Origin of the sequence: Mesorhizobium terrae, from assembly GCF_008727715.1 — a bacterium.
Lineage (GTDB): Bacteria > Pseudomonadota > Alphaproteobacteria > Rhizobiales > Rhizobiaceae > Mesorhizobium > Mesorhizobium terrae.
Window position 1 is genome coordinate 3,503,862 of sequence record NZ_CP044218.1, and the last position, 20,206, is coordinate 3,524,067.

Annotated in this window: 18 protein-coding genes; 15 read left to right on the top strand and 3 right to left on the bottom strand. The window is 64.1% G+C overall.

The features are described from left to right. Nucleotides 1-61 precede the first annotated feature (61 nt). The 7 genes from FZF13_RS18140 (at nt 62) to FZF13_RS18170 (ending at nt 8,086) form a co-directional block, all read left to right on the top strand. Complete coding sequence (locus tag FZF13_RS18140; protein ID WP_024923547.1) at nt 62-1,768, top strand: ABC transporter substrate-binding protein; 1,707 nt, start codon at nt 62-64, stop codon at nt 1,766-1,768. 31 nt (nt 1,769-1,799) lie between these two features. Continuing rightward, nucleotides 1,800-2,783 (top strand): ABC transporter permease, encoded by a 984-nt coding sequence (locus tag FZF13_RS18145; protein ID WP_024923546.1) that lies wholly within the window; start codon nt 1,800-1,802, stop codon nt 2,781-2,783. Beyond that, a complete protein-coding gene (locus tag FZF13_RS18150) occupies nt 2,780-3,682 on the top strand; it encodes an ABC transporter permease (protein ID WP_024923545.1) in 903 nt (300 codons plus the stop codon). Before FZF13_RS18145 ends, FZF13_RS18150 begins: the two co-directional genes overlap by 4 nt. Next, nucleotides 3,679-4,482, top strand: a complete 804-nt coding sequence (locus FZF13_RS18155) for an ABC transporter ATP-binding protein (RefSeq protein WP_024923544.1) — start codon at nt 3,679-3,681, stop codon at nt 4,480-4,482. The genes FZF13_RS18150 and FZF13_RS18155 overlap by 4 nt, the downstream gene beginning before the upstream one ends. Continuing rightward, on the top strand, nt 4,479-5,420 hold the full coding sequence (locus FZF13_RS18160; RefSeq protein ID WP_024923543.1) for an ABC transporter ATP-binding protein: 942 nt from the start codon (nt 4,479-4,481) through the stop codon (nt 5,418-5,420). Before FZF13_RS18155 ends, FZF13_RS18160 begins: the two co-directional genes overlap by 4 nt. Nucleotides 5,421-5,439: 19 nt before the next feature. Then, nucleotides 5,440-5,925 carry a GNAT family N-acetyltransferase gene (locus FZF13_RS18165; RefSeq protein WP_024923542.1) on the top strand — a complete coding sequence of 162 codons (486 nt, stop codon included), beginning with the start codon at nt 5,440-5,442 and terminating at the stop codon, nt 5,923-5,925. 136 nt (nt 5,926-6,061) lie between these two features. Continuing rightward, a complete protein-coding gene (locus FZF13_RS18170; RefSeq protein ID WP_024923541.1) occupies nt 6,062-8,086 on the top strand; it encodes a beta-N-acetylhexosaminidase in 2,025 nt (674 codons plus the stop codon). Nucleotides 8,087-8,229: 143 nt separating this feature from the next. Here the strand turns inward: FZF13_RS18170 and FZF13_RS18175 are convergent, their stop codons facing one another. After that, nucleotides 8,230-9,426: an ROK family transcriptional regulator gene (locus tag FZF13_RS18175; RefSeq protein WP_024923540.1), complete on the bottom strand. Its 1,197-nt coding sequence runs from the start codon at nt 9,424-9,426 to the stop codon at nt 8,230-8,232. Nucleotides 9,427-9,567: 141 nt separating this feature from the next. Here FZF13_RS18175 and FZF13_RS18180 point away from each other — a divergent pair, with 141 nt between their 5' ends. From FZF13_RS18180 to FZF13_RS18215, 8 genes are all read left to right on the top strand, one after another. Next, nucleotides 9,568-10,815: an extracellular solute-binding protein gene (locus tag FZF13_RS18180; RefSeq protein WP_024923539.1), complete on the top strand. Its 1,248-nt coding sequence runs from the start codon at nt 9,568-9,570 to the stop codon at nt 10,813-10,815. Between the two features lie 27 nt (nt 10,816-10,842). Then, entirely contained in the window at nt 10,843-11,730 is an 888-nt protein-coding gene (locus FZF13_RS18185) for a carbohydrate ABC transporter permease (RefSeq protein WP_024923538.1), read from the top strand. Between the two features lie 23 nt (nt 11,731-11,753). Next, nucleotides 11,754-12,569, top strand: a complete 816-nt coding sequence (locus tag FZF13_RS18190; protein ID WP_036254277.1) for a carbohydrate ABC transporter permease — start codon at nt 11,754-11,756, stop codon at nt 12,567-12,569. Between the two features lie 2 nt (nt 12,570-12,571). Further along, nucleotides 12,572-13,603: an SIS domain-containing protein gene (locus tag FZF13_RS18195; protein WP_024923536.1), complete on the top strand. Its 1,032-nt coding sequence runs from the start codon at nt 12,572-12,574 to the stop codon at nt 13,601-13,603. Beyond that, on the top strand, nt 13,593-14,540 hold the full coding sequence (locus FZF13_RS18200) for a carbohydrate kinase family protein (RefSeq protein WP_024923535.1): 948 nt from the start codon (nt 13,593-13,595) through the stop codon (nt 14,538-14,540). The genes FZF13_RS18195 and FZF13_RS18200 overlap by 11 nt, the downstream gene beginning before the upstream one ends. Nucleotides 14,541-14,648: 108 nt before the next feature. Then, nucleotides 14,649-15,413: a FadR/GntR family transcriptional regulator gene (locus FZF13_RS18205; protein ID WP_024923534.1), complete on the top strand. Its 765-nt coding sequence runs from the start codon at nt 14,649-14,651 to the stop codon at nt 15,411-15,413. A 27-nt stretch (nt 15,414-15,440) separates the two neighbouring features. Continuing rightward, nucleotides 15,441-17,000, top strand: a complete 1,560-nt coding sequence (locus FZF13_RS18210; protein WP_024923533.1) for an alkaline phosphatase family protein — start codon at nt 15,441-15,443, stop codon at nt 16,998-17,000. 110 nt (nt 17,001-17,110) lie between these two features. Next, nucleotides 17,111-18,346, top strand: coding sequence for an MFS transporter (locus FZF13_RS18215; protein WP_024923532.1), 1,236 nt, complete (start codon nt 17,111-17,113; stop codon nt 18,344-18,346). A 68-nt stretch (nt 18,347-18,414) separates the two neighbouring features. On the opposite strand, the gene FZF13_RS18220 is transcribed toward FZF13_RS18215, so the two are convergent. Beyond that, nucleotides 18,415-18,867: an RrF2 family transcriptional regulator gene (locus FZF13_RS18220; protein WP_024923531.1), complete on the bottom strand. Its 453-nt coding sequence runs from the start codon at nt 18,865-18,867 to the stop codon at nt 18,415-18,417. Nucleotides 18,868-19,107: 240 nt separating this feature from the next. Continuing rightward, nucleotides 19,108-20,094 carry a sulfate ABC transporter substrate-binding protein gene (locus FZF13_RS18225; RefSeq protein ID WP_024923530.1) on the bottom strand — a complete coding sequence of 329 codons (987 nt, stop codon included), beginning with the start codon at nt 20,092-20,094 and terminating at the stop codon, nt 19,108-19,110. Nucleotides 20,095-20,206 lie beyond the last annotated feature (112 nt).

Here is a 20,206-nt window from a genome sequence, read left to right on the forward strand (position 1 = left end):
TTATCCGCCAACAAGAGCGGAAGGGTCAATTCCAACCCAGGGGAACCGAACTATGCGTGCCATCAGAACGAATCCGTCTTCTTTGCGCCCCGCTGTATCGCGGCGGGGTCTGTTTGCCAGCGCGGCCTTCGCCGCACTCTCGATTGCCGCCGGATTGACCGTCGGACCTGCACCCGCCTCCGCGGAAGCCGTCCTCTCCATGCACATCGAGGAGCAGACGAGCTGGGTACAGAACTTCAATCCCTTCGATCTCGGCGGACGTCGCCAGAGCACGATGGATTTCATCTACGAGCCACTGGTCATCTTCAACGACTATGACAGCGGTAAGCCGATCTACCGGCTGGCTACAGGCTACAAATTCTCCGACGACCTGAAGTCGATTACCTACACGCTACGCGACGGCGTCAAATGGTCGGACGGCAAGCCGCTGACCTCGGCCGACATGAAATTCACCCTCGACATGATGTTGAAGAACCCGGCCGTCGACACGGTCGGCGTCGGTGAGACGGTCGCTTCTGTGGAGACGCCATCGCCGACGAAGGTCAAGATCAACCTCAAGGCCGTCGACACCCATTTCCCGGAATCGCTCGCCGATTTCCCGGTGGTGCCCGAGCACATCTGGAAGGACGTTAAGGACCTGCTCGCCTTCAAGAACGAGAAGCCGGTCGGTTCGGGCCCGATGACCGAAATCCGCCGCTTCACGCCGCAGGTCTACGAACAGTGCCGCAACCCCAATTACTGGGACGCCACGTCGCTCAAGGTTGACTGCCTGAAGCTACCGCAGATTTCCGGCAACGACCAGATGCTGGCGTTGCTGCCGGAAGGCTCGATGGACTGGATCGGTTCGTTCCTGCCCCAGATCGACAAGACTTATGTGGCGCTCGATCCGAAGAACAACGGCTATTGGCAGCCGCCGGCCGAGACCGTCGCCTTTCAGATGAATTTCAAGACGACCAATCCCGGCAACGCCGAGGCCTTCGCGGACATCAAGTTCCGCCATGCGTTCTCGCTGGCCATGGACCGCACCTCGATGGTCGACATCGCCGGCTTCGGCTATCCGGTGGTGAACCTGCATGCGTCGGGCCTGCCGCCGCGCTTCGAGTCCTGGCGCAACAAGGCCGCCGAGGGCGAGAAGGATGTGTGGATGGCCTATGACGTCGACAAGGCCAACAAGCTCCTTGACGACGCCGGCTACAAGAAGGGGGCCGACGGTTTCCGCACCACGCCGAGCGGCAAGCCGATCGCCTTCTCCATCGCCGTGCCAAACGGCTGGACCGACTGGATCGATGCCGTGCAGATCGCCACCGAGGGCCTGCGCAAGATCGGCGTGAACGCCTCCGTGGCGACGCCGGAATACGAGCAGTGGCAGAAGCAGATTATCGACGGCACCCTCGATGCGGTCATGAATTCGCGCGCCGACGGCCCGACACCGTTCCGCGGCTACTACCAGTCGCTGTCGACGGCTTTCGCCGGCCGCATCACCAGCGCGCCGTCGCGTTACTCCAACCCAGAACTGGACAAGGTGTTCGACGCCTATCGCAAGGCGACCTCCGACGAAGAGCGCAAGAAGCTGTTCAACGAGGTGCAGACGATCGTCGCCACCGACTTTCCGGTGGTGCCGGTGTTCAATGGCCCGACCTGGTACCAATACTCGACCAAGCGTTTCACCGGCTGGGTGACCAAGGACGAGCCGGCGATGAACCCCGAAGACCATGACAACAACCGGTTGCGGCTGATTCATCTGCTGCGCCTGAAGCCGGTGCAATAAGCGAAGGGAGCGAGACGAGGGGAGAGCGGCAATGCGGATACCTCTTCGACGGCTTGGGGTCTATCTGGCCGCTTTCCTGTTCGCCATCGTGGTCAATTTCACGCTTCCCCGGCTGATGCCGGGGAGCCCTGTCGACGGGATGATCGCGCAGCTTGGGCCGCGCGCCACTCCTGCCGCCATCGAAGCGATCAAGGCACGCTTCGGCGCGGTCGAGCAGCCGATGTGGTTGCAATTCGTCGATTACCTGAAAGGTCTGGCGACCTTCGATCTTGGCGTTTCGGTCAAATATTATCCGCAGACCGTCACCGAAGTACTCGGCCGCTCGGCCGGCTGGACCGCCTTCCTGGTGGTGACGGCGATCGCCTTTTCCCTCTGCGTCGGTGTCTCCCTCGGCGCGGGGGCAGCCTGGAGGCGAGGCGGACGCTTCGACGCGTTCGTCTCGCCCTTTTCCGTGGTGATGATCGCGGTGCCCCCGGTCATCATCGCGCTGGCCACACTGTTCATCTTCGGCGTGACGCTGCGCTGGTTCCCAGTCGGTTACGCCTACGACCCCAGTCTTGATCCTGGCATCAATTTCACTTTCTTCGGTTCGGTGTTCTGGCACGCGATCATGCCCGTTCTGACGCTCTCGCCCTATCTCATCGGCGAATTCCAGACGACGATGCGCTCCTCAATGATCTCGGTGCTGGGCGAGGACTACGTCACCATGGGCCGCGCCAAGGGCTTGAGCGATACGGCGGTAATGTTCGGCTATGCGGCGCGCAACGCCATGCTGCCGGTGATGACCAATCTGGCGCTGATGCTGGGCGCGGTGTTCGGCGGCTCGATCGTCACGGAAATCGTCTTCAACTATCCGGGCCTCGGGCTCACCTTGTTCACCGCCAGTGTGGCACGTGACTACCCAGTTATCCAAGGGCAGCTGCTCCTGATGACCATGGCCACGCTCGGCGCCAATCTCCTGGTCGACATCCTGTACGGCGTGATCGATCCGCGACTGAGAGAGGGGCAGGTATGAGCTCGAACTTCAGGCTGTTCTGGCGCCAGAAGAAGGCGGTCGCCGGTCTTGTAATCGTCGCGACGCTCTGCCTGATGGCGCTGTTTGCGCCGCTCATCGCGCCCGGCGATCCGGCCGCGCGCGTCGGCCGCTCGCACCAGGCGCCGACGGTGGAGCATTATTTCGGCACCACCAAGATGGGCCGGGACGTCTATTCGCAGTTCGTCTGGGGCGCGCGTCCGTCACTGGCTGTCGGCTTCGTGACCGGTCTCGCGATCACCGCGCTCGGCACGGCGATAGGGCTTGTCGCCGGCTATTTCGGCGGCCGCACCGACGCGACGCTGGACCTGATCACCAACGCGGTGCTGGTCATTCCCAACATACCGCTGCTCATCCTGCTCGCTTCCTTCGCCGGAACCGTCGGGCCGTTGGCGATCATGGCGATCATCGCCCTGACCTCGTGGCCGTGGGGCGCGCGCATGACAAGGTCGCAGACACTGGCGCTCAAGAACCGCGAGTTCGTGGTCGCCGCGCACATGGTCGGCGAGCCGCCATGGCGCATCATCTTCGTGGAGATATTGCCCAATCTGGTGCCGCTGATCGGCATCAACATCGTTGGCTCGATCATCTACGCCATCGTTGCGCAGACGACACTTGAATATCTCGGCTTCGGCGACCCGCTCAACGTCACCTGGGGCACCATGCTCTACAACGCGCAGAATTCCTCGGCGATCATCATCGGCGCCTGGTGGGATATCGGCGCGCCGGCGGTCGGCATCGCGCTGGTCGGACTTGGCCTTGCGCTGCTCAATTTCACCTTCGACGAGATCGCCAACCCGCAGCTTCGCTCCGGCCCCGCGCTCAGCCGCTGGCTGCGGCTCACTCGGCTGCGGGCGCGCGAACTGGAGGCCGCCCGGTGAACGCGCCCCTTTTGCAGATACGCGACCTTTCGGTCGGCTATCTTACCGACGACGGCGCCTTTCGCGCGGTCAAGAACGTGTCCTTCGATATCGGTCGCGGCGAACTTTTCGGGCTTGCCGGCGAGTCCGGTTGCGGTAAGAGCACGATTGCCTATGCGATCACGCGCCTGTCGAAGCCGCCGGCCTGGGTGGCGGGCGGCGAGGTGCTGCTTGACGGAGAGGACCTTTTGAGGCTGCCCGAGGCGGCGCTGCAGAAAGTGCGCTGGCGGCGCATCGGCATGGTCTTTCAGAGCGCGATGAATTCGCTCAACCCGCTGATGCGGATCGAGGCGCAGTTCCACGACGTGCTTTCGCGCCACACCGGTGCCAGCAAGGCACAATCTCGGGCGCGCGCCGAGGAGATGTTCAAGCTGGTCGGCATTCCAGCGGCCCGGCTCGACAATTATCCCTATCAGTTCTCCGGCGGCATGCGGCAGCGCATCGTCATCGCGATCTGCCTGGCACTGCAGCCTGAACTCATCATCATGGACGAGCCGACGACGGCGCTCGACGTGGTGGTGCAGCGCGAGATCCTGGAGCAGGTGATCGACCTGCAGCGCAGCCACGGCTTTTCGGTGCTGTTCATCACCCACGATCTGCATCTGATGGCACAGCTCTGCCACCGTATCGGCGTCATGCTGAAGGGCGAGCTGGTCGAGGTCGGCGACGTGCGCCAGGTGAGCCGCGCACCCGTGCACGACTATACGCGCAGGCTGTGGGGCGCGATCCCGCAATTGCCCGGCCACGGAGCCGCCGCATGAACGCGCAACCGACAGTCGACGTCGAAGGCGCGGAGGCGCTGACCGAACCGGTGGTGCGCCTCGATGGCGTCACACGCCATTTCGGCGCGGTGCAGGCGCTGCGCGGCATCTCGCTGTCGCTGAAGGCCGGCAAGGCCTTGGCGCTGGTCGGCGAATCCGGCTGCGGCAAGACCACTTGTGCGCGCATCATCGCCCGCATGGATGAGCCGACCGCCGGCACCATGCATTTCCGCGGACGCGACGTCACCCATCCCGGCGACAAGGCTGGCGAGGCTGCCTATCGCCGCGCTGTGCAGATGGTGTTCCAGGACCCGTTCGCTTCGCTGAACCCGGTCTTTTCCATCCAGCACCATCTGGCCCGGCCGCTGAAACTGCACGGGCACGCGAAAGGCAAGGCGGATGAGGTGCTGCGCGTCGCCGAGCTGCTTGCCTCGGTCGGCCTCGACCCCATGCTGACGGCGCGCAAGTTTCCGCACGAGCTTTCCGGCGGCCAGCGTCAGCGCGTCAACATCGCCCGCGCGCTCGCAGTGCGGCCGGGCGTGTTGGTGGCCGACGAGCCGACCTCGATGCTCGACGTGTCGATCCGGCTGGGTATCCTGGAACTGTTATCCCGCATCAAACGCGAGCGGCGGCTTGCGCTGCTCTACATTACCCACGACATTGCCACCGCGGCGCATGTCGCGGAGGAGGTGATCGTCATGTTCGCCGGCCAGATGGTGGAATGGGGCGGCACGGAAACCGTCATCCGCGATGCGCGGCATCCCTACACAAAGCTTCTGCTCTCGGCGGTGCCCGATCCCGACCGGCCCTTCGTTCCCGGCGACAGCGCGCGTTTCCTTGGTCATGCCGAGGAGGTGCGTCGCATCAGCCGGCCGGCGTCGGATAAGATCGAGCAGATCGGTCCCAACCATTTCATCCGCGTCCCCGACGCTTCATGAACCGAAACGGCAACAAAGCATGGACTATCTCGTCAATCTGAGCACCCTCAAGCCGGAGCCTTCGCTCGACAAGCGCCTGGAGAAGGCCGGCGTGACGATCCGGCGCGCGCTGGCGCCGGAGCTCGAGCTGGTCACTGGGTGGGTGCGGCGGAAATTTCATCCGTGGTGGTCGAGCGAAACGGCGATCGCCATGTCGCGGCAGCCGCCGACCTGTTTCCTTGCCACCCGCGCCGAAAAGCTGGTCGGCTTTTCCTGCCACGAGGCGATTGCGCGTGGTTTCTTCGGGCCGACCGGTGTAGACGAGGAGGCCCGGGGCCTTGGCATCGGCCACGCGCTGCTGCTCGCCTCGCTGTTCGATCTTCGCACCATGGGCTACGGCTATGCCATCATCGGCGATGTCGGTCCGTCGGAATTTTACGAGCGCACGGTGGGTGCCACGATGATCCCCAACTCCGAGCCCGGCGTCTATGCGGGCCTGTTGAAGTCGCCGCCATCTGATGAATAATGCGCCAGCTCGTCAAAGCGACGGGCGGGACGCGAAGCCGGAAGCTTCCACCTTCCTCCATGGGAAGGGTCCGGCCGGCAAGGGAAGCACCAACGCCGAAACCTCCCACGCAACGCTTGCCGATTGAAAGTGCGCCATGACCATTCAGCCGAAATCCGCCTTGCGCCTCAAAACCAACTGGACGCCTGCAACAGACGGTGAAAGCCTCGCCTATTCGCTGACGCTGACCAATCTGTCTTCCAAGCCGATGCAAGGCTTCAAGCTGTGCGTCAGTGGCCCAGCGCGCATCGATCCCGCCGCGGTGGTCGAGGGCGGCAGCCTGACCGCGCGCCTGTCCAACCATTCCGAATTGTCGCCGCCGGCGAGTTTCGTGCTGGAGCCCAATGCATCGTGGACCGTGACGGCTCGCGGGCTTTCCTATCCGCTGCGCCATTGGACGGACGGCGCCAACACTGCCTATGTTGCGCTGGCTGACGGCACGACGCTGCCAGTGGCGGTGGCTCCGACTCAGGCCAAGGGCGACAACGCGCCGCTGAAGCGCGGCGCCGAGATTTATCCCGTGCCGACGGTGGCGCCGGTCCCAGTTGCCATCGTGCCATGGCCGAACAACGTTTCGATATCCGGCCGGGCGCCAGTCCCGATGGGCTTCGCGCTCAAGGCCAAAGGTGCCGAGGCCGAAGCCGCCGCGGCAACCTTCGGCGAACTGGTGGACGGCTTGTTCTCGGTCGAAGGCATCGTGCGCCCGGAGGCAGAGGGCGGCCTGCCGGTGTCGTTGTCGCTTGCCGACGATTTCGGCCCCGAGGCCTATTCCATCCGCTTTGCCGCTGACCGCGTGGTGGTGTCGGGGAGGGCGCGCAACGGCCTGCTCTATGGGTTGATCACCCTTGGCCAGATGCTGCGCGGCGCGCGCCACCATCCCGAAACCTTCTTGTTTCCGGCCGAAGGTGAGATCAGGGATGAGCCGGCGCTCGGCTGGCGCGGCACGCATCTCGACGTGGCCCGGCATTTCTACGGCACGGCCGAGATCAGCCGCTTCCTCAAGATCATGGCCTGGAACAAGCTCAACCGATTCCACTGGCACCTGTCCGACGACGAGGCCTGGCGTATCGAGATTGATGCATATCCGGATCTGACCCGCATCGGCGCCTGGCGAGGCCACGGCCTGCCACTGCCACCCTTGCTCGGCTCCGGTCCGGCGCGCACCGGCGGTTATTACAACAAGGCCTCGGTCCGCGCCGTCGTCGCGCAGGCCGGACGTCTCGGCATCGAGGTGATCCCGGAAATCGACGTCCCCGGCCATTGCTATGCGATGCTGCAGGCGATCCCCGAACTGCGCGATCCCGCCGAACATGGCTTCTACCAGTCCGTGCAAGGGTTCCCCAACAATTGCCTCAACCCGGCGCGTGAAGAAACCTACCAGGTGCTGGAAACCGTCCTGGACGAGGTGATCGAACTGTTTCCGTTCAAGCGCATCCATGTCGGCGCCGACGAGGTGCCGATTGGCGCCTGGTCGGGCTCGCCGGAGGCGCTGGCGAGGCTCACGGAACTGGCCGGCCCGGAGGCTGCTGCCGCCCATGCCAGACGTCTCAACGTCATCACCAATCATCACGGCGCCGACGATATCGACGGCTCGGGTGCGGCGGTGCTGCAAGCGCAGTTTCTCGCCCGTATCCAGAGATTCCTGGCTTCGCGAGGCTGCATAACCGGTGGCTGGGAAGAAGCTGCGCATGGCGATGTCATCGAGAAAGAGAAAAGTTTCCTGAACGGCTGGCGCTCGGTTGAGGTGTCGGCGGCGCTTGCCGGTCGAGGCTACGACATCGTCGTCTGCCCGGGCCAGGTCTATTATCTCGACATGGCCAACAGCCCGGCTTGGTCGGAACCGGGCGCGGCCTGGGCCGGCTGGTCGGAACCGCAGACGCTCTACGAGTTCGATCCAGTCAAGGGATGGACGGACGAGCAGAAGAAACACTTCCTCGGCGTGCAGTGCTGTATCTGGTCAGAACCGATGTCTGACCGCGGCGTGTTCGATCGTCTCGTGTTCCCACGCATCTCGGCATTGGCCGAAACCGGCTGGACCAAGCCGGAGCGCAAATCCTGGGAACGTTTCAAGGCGCTGGCTGGCTTGATGCCCATCCTTTATGGCATTGCCGCGGTAGGGTAGGGGCGCGGCGCCACTATCAGTTGAGGAAACGGGGCGCGATCCCAGCGCGGTGAACTTCCGGCCTTACTGGCGGCTGGGATTTACACTGCTCGAAACCCGAAAAGCCGGGTACCTGGCTTTTCGTCCGCCAAGTGGATCGCCGCTTACCCGAACGGCTTCTGCAGCACGTCGAATTGCGGGTTGGTCTCCGAAAAGATCGGCAGCGCGGCGGCGCCGAGTACCGGCGTGTCCTTGCCGGTGGCGCCCACCATCACGCGCGGCACGCTGCGCGCGAGCGAGGACGAGACCGACAGGTGCAATGGCTCGAGCCGGCTGGCCAGAAGCTCGATGACCGACAGCGGCATGAAGCCGCCAAGCACCACCGTCTCCGGATCGAAGGCCAGTTCGAGCACGTCGATCGCCTGTCGCAGCGGACCGGCCGCCTGGTCGACCCAGGCGAGAAGACGTTCGTCGCCAGCGGCCAGGAGTTGTTCCAGCTGGTCGGGTGATGCGTGGTCGGGGTCCGGCAGTTCCAGGCAATCATAGGCCGCACGCAACGACACATAGCGCTCCAGGCAGCCGCGCTTGCCGCAGAAGCAGCCAAGCCCGTCCGGCTGCACGATCATGTGGCCGATCTCACCGGCATTGTGGCGGCTGCCTTTGTAGAGATGGCCATCAAGGAACAGTCCGGCGCCGAGCCCGGTGCCGATAAACAGATAGACGAAGCTGTTGAGGTTCCTCGCTACGCCGTAGAGGCGTTCGCCGATCGCGGCGGCGGTGGCGTCGTTCTCGAAGGTCACCGGCATGCCGGTCAGCCGCTCCAGTTCGGCGGCCACCGGGAAACCCTGCCAGCCGGGCAGGGCGGTAGGCCCGACCGAGGTCATGCCCTCGACGTCGAAGGGACCGGGCATCGCCATGCCGATGCCGAGCAGGCGCGAGCGGAAGGCGTGGGCGAGTTCTTCGGTCATCGATGCCAGCAGCGGCATTGCTTCGGTCGGGATCGGCCGGTCGACGCCGCGTTCCAGCCTGGCGCGCACCGTGCCGGACAGGTCGGTGACGACGCCAACTGCAAGCTGATGGTCGAGCTGCAAGCCGATCGAATAGCCGCCATTGGGGTCGATGGAATAGGGCACAGCCGGTTGCCCGCGTGCACCTTTCTGCGTGGCTTCGGCGCGTAGCAGGCCGGCGCGTTCGAGCTCGTCGACGATATTGGAAATGGTCTGCGAACTCAAAGCGGTAAGCCGCGCGATCTGCGCGCGCGACAACGCGCCGTTGGTCCTGATCGCCTCGATCACGACGCGGCGATTGTGGGATTTGGCTTGCTCGAGATTGGTACCGGCGACGGGTCTTTTGAGGGTCATGAAAAGTCTCTACGCGACTTCCGCCGATTATGGTCAAAATTATAAGCCAATCAACTTGATTTAATTAATTCGACATGGTGTATTCCCGCCGGGCTGCCTGGGCGCAATGCGTGGGTCAGTCAGCAAATCGGGAGGAATACCATGAACAGGTTTTTCAAGGGCGCGGCCTGCGGGCTGGCGCTCATGGTGCACCAGTCGCTGCCGGCGTCCGCCGCCGATGTGACGCTGAATGCCATCTTCATGAAGCAGGCGGCCTACAGCGAAGACGACACCAAGGCGATGGCCAAGGCCTTCGAGGACGCCAATCCAGGCACGAAGGTCAATCTGGAATTCGTGCCTTACGAGGCGCTGCACGACAAGATCGTCGCCGCCCAGGGCGCCGGCGCTTCGGGCTACGATGTCGTTCTGTTCGACGTGATCTGGCCGGCCGAGTTCGCCACCAAGGGCTTCCTGATGGATGTCACCAGCCGCGTGCAGGCCGCCGACAAGGACAAGATCTTCGACGGCGCGTGGACCACGGTGAATTATGACGGCAAGACCTGGGGCATGCCCTGGATCCTCGACACCAAATATCTCTTCTACAATGAAGACATGCTGAAGCAGGCCGGTATCGCGGCCCCGCCGAAGACCTTCGAGGAGCTGGCTGAGCAGGCCAAGATCATCAAGGACAAGGGCATCGCCAAATATCCGGTCGTGTGGAGCTGGAGCCAGGCCGAAGCGCTGATCTGCGACTACACATCGATGGTTGGCGGCGCCAAGGGTTCCTTCATCAAAGACGGTAAGCTGAACTTCGACACCGGTGGTTCGGTCGAGGCGGTCAGCTACATGAAGAAGACGCTGGACGACGGCATCACCAATCCGAACTCGCGCGAATATCTGGAAGAGGACGTGCGCAAGGTGTTCTCGGCCGGCGAGGCGGCGTTCGCGCTCAACTGGACCTACATGTACAACATGGCCAATGACCCCAAGGAGAGCAAGGTTGCCGGCAAGGTCGGCATCGTCCCGGCTCCCGGCTTCAAGGGCAAGGCCGCGGCCTCGGCCGTCAACGGCTCGATGGGCCTTGGCATCTCGGCCGGTTCCAAGCACGCCGACGAAGCCTGGAAGTTCATCACCTTCATGACCTCGCAGGCGACGCAGAACAAATACGCCAAGCTCAGCTTGCCGATCTGGAAGTCGTCCTATGAGGATGCGGCCGTGACCAAGGGGCAGGAGAAGCTGATCGACGCCGCCAAGGTGTCGCTCGACGTCATGTTCGCCCGGCCGACGACGCCGTCCTATCCCGAGCTGTCGTCGATCCTGCAGAAGAATATCCAGCAGGTGCTGCTCGGCCAGGCTCCGACGGACGATGCCTTGAAGGCGGCGACCAAGGCTGCCGGACGGCTGCGTTAAGCACCGTCCCCAAGGAGCGCAGCCGTCATGGCCCAAGCACAACAGGACCGGACGGCTTGGCTTCTGCTCACGCCCATGATCGCGATCATGGTGCTGGTGACGGCCTTCCCGCTCCTCAATACATTGTGGCTGGCGTTCACCGACGCCAGCCTCACCGGCCAGGGCTATGTGTGGCAGTGGGTCGGGTTCGAGAACTTCGCCTATATCCTCGACGATGCCGATTTCCGCGCCGCCGTCGGCCACACCGCCTATTTCACCGTGTTCTCGGTCTCGGCCGAAGTTGTGCTCGGCGTGCTGGTCGCGCTGCTGCTCAACCAGGAATTCAGGGGGCGGGCCTATGTGCGGGCGCTGCTCATCCTGCCCTGGGCTCTGCCCACCATCGTCAACGCGGTGATGTGGCGGCTGATCTACAACCCCGAATATGGCAGCCTCAACGCGCTACTCACCCAGGTCGGCCTGCTCGATGCCTACAGGTCGTGGCTCGGCGACCCGTCGATGGCGATGAACATGGTCATCCTCGCCGACGTCTGGAAGAACTATCCGCTGATCGCGCTGATCGCGCTGGCCGGTTTGCAGACAGTGCCGAAGGATCTCTACGAGGCCGCCATTATGGATGGCGCCAATGCCTGGATCCGGTTCTGGAAGATCACCATTCCCGGCATCATGGGTTCGCTGACGGTGGCGATGGTGCTGCGCGCCATCGAGGCCTTCAAGGTGTTCGACATCTTCTATGTGATGACGCGCGGCGGGCCGGCCGATTCCACCAAGACGGTGTCGTTCTTCGTCTACCAGGAATCCTTCACCTATCTGCGCGCCGGCAGCGGCGCCGCCTACGCGCTGACCGTGACGACGATGAGCGCGATGATGATTGCAGTCTATGTCGTCATGCTGATCAGGCGGGAGAAACGCTCGTGAGACGCAGCCTCTTTGCCACGGTCATGATCTATGTCGCCGTCGCGGCCTTCGTGGTGTCTGTATTGGCCCCGGTCGCATGGCTGTTCATCATGAGCATCTCGAACGCCAACGACCTCACCACCATCCCGCTGCGCTGGATACCCGCCGAGCCGGACTTCTCGCGTTATGCGCGGCTGTTCTCGCTGGAAGAGGGCTCGGCCGGCCTGGCCTTCCTGTCGGCATTGCGCAATTCCATCGTCGTGGCGGTCAGCGCCACAGTGATCGCGCTCGCTGCCGGCATACCGGCCGCCTATTCCTTCTCGCGCTTTCCCGGCCGCATGCCGCTGCTTTATGCGGTGATCGTCACCTACATGATGCCGCCGGTTGCGCTGATCCTGCCGCTCTACAAGGTGTTTTCCACGCTCGGCCTGCTCAACAACGTCACCTCGCTGATCATCGTCTATTGCACGATCCTGCTGCCCTTCGTGACCTGGCTGATGAAGTCGGGCTTCGACGGCGTGCCGGTGGAGATCGAACAGGCTGCCTCGATCGATGGCGCCAGCCTGTTCCAGATCCTGCGCTACATCACCTTGCCGGTGGCGGCCGCCTCGACGGGCGCGGCGGCACTTTTCGCGCTGCTCCTGGCCTGGGACGAGTTCTTCTACGCGCTGCTCTATACCAGCGACACCCGCGCCAAGACCCTGCCGGTGGCGATCGCCGACTTCGCGGCCGGCCGCGCCACAGACTACGGGCTGATCTCGGCGGTCGGTCTTCTGGCGGCTCTGCCGCCGGTGCTGATCGGCTTCTTCCTGCAGAAATCGCTGCTTTCCGGCCTGTCCGCCGGCAGCGTGAAAGGCTGACCATGACGAGGGGGACAATGGGCGAGGGGATCGGCCTGGCGCGTTTGCAGGCCGAGATGGCAAGGCAGGGCGCGGACGCACTCGCCTCGCTGACGGGAAATGCGGTTGTCGCCGCCGAACTGGCGGCCAGCATTGCCCGTACCGGCAGTCTGGTGCTGGTCGGCATGGGGGCTTCGCACTACGTCAATCGCATCGTCGAGCCGGCATGGCGCAAGGCGGGTGTCGACTGCCGCGCTGAAACAGCCGGCGACATTCTACAGCAGGATTTGCCGGTGCGGCCGCGCACGCTGGTGCTGGTGTCGCAGTCGGGCGAATCCGGCGAAATCCTGCAGCTGCTCGACCGGCTGCCGCACAACAGTGACCTGTTCGGCATGACGCTTGCCCCGCAAAGCACGCTCGGCCGCACGCTGCCTTGCCTCATTGGCGCCGGCGGGCAGGAAGTGGCTTTCGCGGCGACGCGGAGCCTTACCGTCACGCTCGCCCTGCATGCCGCGGCGCTCGCTGTGCACGGGGTGGGCGAAGAAGACCTCGCCGCGATGCTTGCGACACCACCACTGCCCGATGTCGATGCCGCGCTCGCGGCCTTGGCGTCGAAGACGTCGATCATCATCGCCGGGCGCGGCGAACTGCGCGGCCTTGCCGAGGCGAGCGGCCTGATCCTGATGGAACTCGCGCGCATTCCGGCCTTCGGTTTCGAGTTCGGCCAGTTCCGCCACGGTCCGCTGGAAGCATTGGCTCCCGAACTCGGCGTGCTGTTGCTGCGCGGTCCGGGTTCGCTGAGCGCGGGGACGGTGACGCTGGCAAAGGCGGCAGCCGGCGCAGGCAGCCCGCCGGTCATCTTCGATTGCAGCGGCGAGGCTACGATCGACGGTGCGGTGACTGTTTCGTTTCCGCCCCGAGAAGGGCTCGGCGCGGTGGCCGCCATGCTGCCGGCCCTGCAAAAACTCATCATTGCCATAGCCGGCCGGAAGGTGACCGGCGTCGGCGAGCCGGTGCGCTCGACGAAAATTACCGGAATAGACCATGAAGCATGAACGCCCGCAGCCATCGCAACGACCGTCCATCCACGTCATTGGCGGCGTGATGGTCGATCTGATCATGGGGCCGGTGACGCCATGGCCGCGTCCCGGCACGGAAACCTTCGTTGACCATTCCGAGTTGCGCGCCGGCGGCCCGGCCGGCAATACCGGCCTGGCGCTCAAGGCGCTGGGCGTGCCGCACCATATCGTCTGCAATGTCGGCAGCGACATGTTCGGCGAATGGCTGGTCGAGACCTTCGGCGATGCCGCCAGCGCCTGGCCCAGGGTAGCGACGCCGACGGCCTTGTCGGTCGGCGTCGAACATCCCGGCGGCGAGCGGTCCTTCCTGACAACGGCCGGCAATCTCGCGGTTCAGACCCCGCAGAGCATGCTGGCGATGCTGCCGGAAAGAGCGCGTCCCGGTGACATCGCTCTGCTGACCGGTTCCTTCCTCTATCTCGACCTGATCGATGCCTTCGACACGATGCTGGCAGCCGTTTCGGCGCGCGGTTTCGAGGTGGCACTCGACACTGGCTGGCCTTCGGATGGCTGGACGGATACGATCAAGGCGCACACCATGGCCTGCCTCGCCCATTGCGACCATGTGCTGCTCAACGAGATCGAGAGCCTGTCGCTGTCGGGCGAGAAGACGGTGGAGGCCGCGGCCTGCTGGCTTGCCGACCATGCCAAGCCCGGTGCCATCGTCGTCATCAAGCGTGGCGGCGAGGGCGCATCGGCCTGGCGCGACGGTGCGCTCGTGCATGTGCCGGCACCGGCTGTTGCGGTGGTGGACACCACCGGCGCGGGCGACACGTTCAATGCCGGCTATCTTGGCGCCTTGCTGGACGGAGTGCCGCTGGAAGACGCGTTGCGCGCCGGCGTTGCTGTGGCCTCGGCGGCGATCGCATCCTCGCCGCGCCGATACGTCTCGCTGGAAGTCGCGCTGAGCTAGGCTGCGGTCCATGCTTCCCATGGCTGGCGCCTTGACATGGTGGCCAAGCCCGGACTTCTTGGTCGATGCGTGTGGTCATGGTTCGGGCCGGCGCCGACAAGGGGAAGCATGCGAGCGGCTAGGCGGAAAATAGAAGACACTGGTACTATAAATATCGAGCCCATCGACGGCGCCACCGCGCGCCGTGCCGGCTCGAGCGTGCACGCTTCCGTCGCGCACGAAATCGGCCTCAGGATCGTGCGCGGTGACTATCCGCCCGGCACCATCCTACCCAATGAGGCGAAGTGGGCCGAGACGTTCAATGTCAGTCGTTCGGCGGTTCGCGAAGCCATCAAGATGCTGATGGCCAAGAGCCTGCTTGCCTCGCGGCCGAAGGTCGGCAGCCGGGTCGAGCCGCGCGAGCGCTGGAACCTGCTCGACCGCGATGTGCTTGGCTGGTACGCCACTTCGCCCAACCGTGGCCCCTTCCTGCGTACGGTGCAGGAATTCCGCCACCTGATCGAACCGGAGGCGAGCGCCTTTGCCGCCATGCGCCGTACCGACGCGCAGATGGAGGAGATCAGCCGCGCATGCCGCGATATGAAGGATGCAATAACGCTGGAAGAGCGCACGCGCGCCGACACGCGCTTCCATCTCGCCATCCTGCGCGCTTCCGGCAACGATCTGCTGGTGCCGCTCGGAGTGCTGATCGAACAGGCCTTCGACCACCTGTTCGTGCATGTGACGCGAGAGGGGGACGACCTCGAGACCGCGCAGAAACTGCACGAACTGGTCGAGAAGAACATCCGTCTGCAGCGGCCGGATGCCGCGCGCGCCGCAGTGCGCAAGCTGCTCGCCAACACCGACAAGGTGGTGGGCCGCGAGCCCGAATGACCTTCCAACGGACAGACTCGACCTAGAATGACGACGAAGCCGCAGCGCCCGAACGTGCTCTTCATTTGCGCCGACCAGTGGCGTGGCGACTGCCTGTCGGCGCTAGGCCATCCTAATGTGCGCACGCCGAACCTCGATGCGCTCGCCGCCGACGGCGTATTGTTTCGCCAGCATTTCGGCCAGTGCACGCCGTGCGGGCCGTCGCGCACCAGCCTCCTGACCGGCCTTTATCTGATGAACCACCGCTCCGGCCGCAACGGCACGCCGCTCGATGCGCGGCACAGCAACATCGCGCTGGAGGCGCGCAAGGCGGGCTACGAGCCGGCCCTGTTCGGCTATACCGACACCAGCCTCGATCCGCGCGGGCGCCACCCCAACGATCCGGCGCTGACCGGCTACGACAAGGGCGTGATGCCGGGTTTCGTGACACCGCTGCATCTGCCCGACGACATGGCACCGTGGGTGGCTGATCTCGTGGCGCGCGGCTACCGGCTGCCGCACGGCCGCGGCGATGTTTTCCGGCCGCGACCGGACTTCGAGAAGCCGGCGGATCGCGGCTTTCGTTACATCCCCACCATCTTCCCGGCCGAACAGAGCGAGACGGCCTATCTTGCTGACCGTTTCCTGGAATGGCTGGCGGTGCGCGACGAAAAACCGTGGTTCGCGCATCTGGTCTTCTACCGGCCGCATCCACCGTTGATCGCGCCGGAACCCTACAATCGAATTGTCGATCCCGCCGACGTGACGCTGCCTGCGCGGGCGGCAAGCCTAACGCAGGAAAAGCGCCAGCATCCGCTGCTTGCCTATGAGCTCGACAGGCTGAGCGAACCCGGCCTTTATGACGAGCACAGCCCGCTTGATCCGGTCTCTGCGGAGGAATTGGAAATCCGCCAGATGCGAGCGACCTATTACGGGCTCATCGCCGAGGTCGACCACCATATCGGCCGCATCGTCGCGCATCTGAAACGGACCGGCGAATATGACCGCACGCTGATCATCGTCACCAGCGACCATGCGGAGATGCTGGGCGAGCACCATGCCTGGGGCAAGGAGATCTATTTCGACGGCGCCTTCCACCTGCCGCTGGTGATCCGCGACCCTCGTGCCGAGGCCGATGCGGGCCGTGGATCGACCGTAGATGCGCTGACCGAGGCCGTTGACATCATGCCGACCATCCTCGATTGGCTGGGGCTCGAAAAGCCGCGGGCCTGCGACGGCCGTTCGCTGATGCCGCTGTTGCATGGCGCCACGCCAACCGATTGGCGCGACGCCGTGTTCTTCGAGCACGACTTCCGCACCGTGGCGACGCAGAAGGTGGAAATGGCACTCGGCATCGCCTCCGACCAGTGCAGCTATGCGGTGGTGCGCGACCGGCACTACAAGTATGTGCATTTCGCGGCCCTACCGCCACTGCTGTTCGATCTGGCTCAAGACCCGCATGAGATGACGAACCTGGCCGACCGACCCGAAATGGCGCCGATCGTTCTGCGCTATGCACAGAAGATGCTCGACTGGCGGCTGACCCATGCCGAGCGCACGCTGACCAACATGGTGCTGACCGAGGGCGGTGTCGTTTCCCTTCCTTGAAGTGCGTTGCCCGATATCTGGTATCATTTCTTGGGCCAGATTGGTGCTGCCGGGCGAGTGCGGAAAGGCGCATGAGTTCCGAGCCTACCGCAAGGAGCCCGGGCCCAGACATGAACCAGCATCCCGTCCGGCCGGTGGACGCGGCCTCCGTCATCGATGGCCGCAAGGCTTGGATACGCCTCGCCATCTCGGTGGCGCTTGGCACGATCGGCGCGGTCGGCATGTGGGCGGTGGTGGTGGTGTTGCCAGCGGTGCAGGCCGAATTCGGCGTCGACCGTGCCGATGCTTCGTTGCCCTATACGGCGACAATGATCGGTTTTGCCGCCGGCAACGTGCTGGTCGGCCGGGCCGTCGACCGCATGGGTTACTGGCTGCCGGCGCTCTTGTCGGCGCTGACCCTTGGCGCCGGCATGGTGCTGGCATCCTTTGCCGGCTCGATCCTGCAATTCACGCTGGCGCAGGGCATCCTCGTCGGCTTCGGCACGGCGGCGATCTTCGGTCCGCTGGTTGCAGACATCTCGCATTGGTTCAACCGGCGCCGTGGCGTGGCCGTCGCCTTTGCCGCCTGCGGCAACTATCTGGCGGGCGCCCTGTGGCCGGTGGTGATACCGCCGCTGATGCATGCCGAAGGCTGGCGCACCACTTATCTCGGCATCGGCATATTCTGCGTCGTCACCATGGTGCCGCTGACGCTGATGCTGCGCGAAGGCGCCCCGCGCGAGGCGGCTGCCAACACCCCCGGCGGGCGGCGCGTGCAGCCGATCCCACTGTCGCCGGCGACGCTGCAAGGCCTGCTCATCGTTGCCGGTTTCGGCTGCTGCATGGCCATGGCGATGCCGCAGGTGCATATCGTCGCCTATTGCATGGACCTCGGCTATGGCGTGGCGCGCGGCGCCGAGATGCTGTCGATCATGCTCGCCGGCGGCGTGGTCAGCCGCATCGCCTCGGGTTTCGTCGCCGACCGCATCGGCGGCGTGAAGACGCTGCTGATCGGCTCGGCGCTGCAGTGCCTGGCGCTGCTGTTCTACATCCCCTTCGACGGGCTGGCCTCGCTCTACATCGTCTCACTGGTCTTCGGCCTGTCGCAGGGCGGCATCGTGCCGTGCTACGCCATCATCGTGCGCGAATATATGCCGGCGGCCGAAGCCGGCCAACGCGTCGGCCTGGTGATGATGGCAACGATCTTCGGCATGGCGGCGGGCGGCTGGATGTCGGGCTGGATCTATGACCTCTACGGCTCTTACAGCGCTGCCTTCCTGAACGGCATCGCCTGGAACCTGGTCAATCTCGCGGCGATGCTGCTGTTGCTGTGGTTGGTGGGACGGGTGAAGGCGGCGACCGTGTGACGCTCATCGCGGCGGGGAGCCGGTAACTCGTTCCACCGCAGGCCGTTTCGAACAGGGTGGAACGTGAGCTAGTTGGACTGCGTCGACAGTTCCGCCGGATAATCGTCATTGTCGGCGTCGCGCATGGCGGCCAGGCTGCGGTTGTCGAGCACGTCGGCGATGGCCTGACGCACTTCCAGCATCATATGGCGCACTTCGCAGGTCGCCTCGTTGCAGTCCTCGCAGCGCTGATACTGCGTGCGACTGGCGCAAGGGATCGGCGCCAGCGGCCCGTCGAGCACGCGCACAACATGACCGATCTTGATCTCGGCGGCGGGCCTGGCCAGCCGATAGCCGCCATCCTTGCCCTTGCGGCTCTGCACGAAGCCGGCATTGCGCAGTTCGCCGAGGATGGCGTCGAGGAATTTCTTCGGGATGTTGTTGGCAACGGCGATGTCGTTGACGAAGGCCAGTTGCCCGACCGGCATGCGCGACAGATGCACGAGAGCCTTGAGCCCGTATTTGCCTTTTTTGGTGAGCATGCCCGACACTGCTTGATCCGCGATCCGACCAGCCATTTGCCGGCTGTTTGTGCGCAAATCATGGCAGGATCGGCAGCCTGAACGCGCATTGGGAGAATAGAGTTCAGTGTTTTGATATACAATAAGAAGAGCGTTGATTTTTCGTGACTTTTCGAAATCTTCGAGTGAATTGGTCGACCCCGCGGCCATAAATGAAAAAGCCGGCTTGCGCCGGCTTTTTGCGTGGAGCGTCGTGCCGCCTCAGCGGTTGCCGTAGATCTGGTCGAGCAGCGCGCCTTCGCCGAAGTGGTCTTTCTGGACCTTCGCCCAGCCGCCGAATACGTCCTCGACGGTGACGAGGCGCACGGCGGGGAACTTGTCCTTGAACTCGGCCGCGACCTTTTCGTCACGCACGCGCACGCCGTTCTCGGCCTCGATCTTCTGGCCTTCGGGAGTGTAGAGGAAGTCGAGATAGGTCTTGGCCAGGTCGCGGGTGCCGTGCTCGTCGGCAACCTTGTCGACGATGGCAACCGGGAACTCGGCCAAAAGGCTGACCGACGGTGTCACCTGCTGGTATTTGTCGGCACCATATTCGCGGGCAATGCCCTGGGTTTCGGACTCGAAGGTGATCAGCACATCGCCGATGCCGCGTTCAGCGAAGGTGGTGGTGGCGGCGCGGCCACCGGTGTCGAACACCGGCACGTTGTTGAAGATCTTGGTGAGGAACTCCTTCACCTTGGCTTCGTCGCCATTAAACTTCTCTTTGGCGTAGGCCGCCGCCGCCAGATAGGTGTAGCGTGCATTGCCCGAGGTCTTGGGGTTCGGGAAGATCACCTGAACGCCTTCGCGGGCGAGATCATCCCAATCCTTGATGTTCTTCGGATTGCCGGCCCTGACCAGGAAAGAGGGCAGTGAATAGAAGGGCGAGGCGTTGTTGGCGAAATCTTTCTGCCAGTCGGCCGAGACAAAACCCTGCTTGACCAGGAAATCGACGTCCGGAACCTGGTTGAAGGTCACCACGTCGGCGCCGAGGCCTTCGACGATGGAGCGCGCCAGCTTCGAGGTGCCGGCGTGCGACTGGTCGATGGTGGTGCCCGGATGCTTTTCGACGAAGGCCTTGTTGATCTGCACGAACAGTTCGCGGCCAACGTCATAGGAAGCGTTGAGCAGCTTGTCGGCGGCCAAAGCGGGCGCGGCAGCGAGGATCAGACCGGCCAGGGCGGCACCGGCAAGCAAAAGGCGTCTCATGAAAAGGCTCCGTTCAAAAAAACATCAGGAGCCTCGCACCATAAAGCCCGCGCCGCGCAACACGAGGCATGCGGGCTTCAACAGCCGTCGTGGAATTGGAAAAACCGTCTCC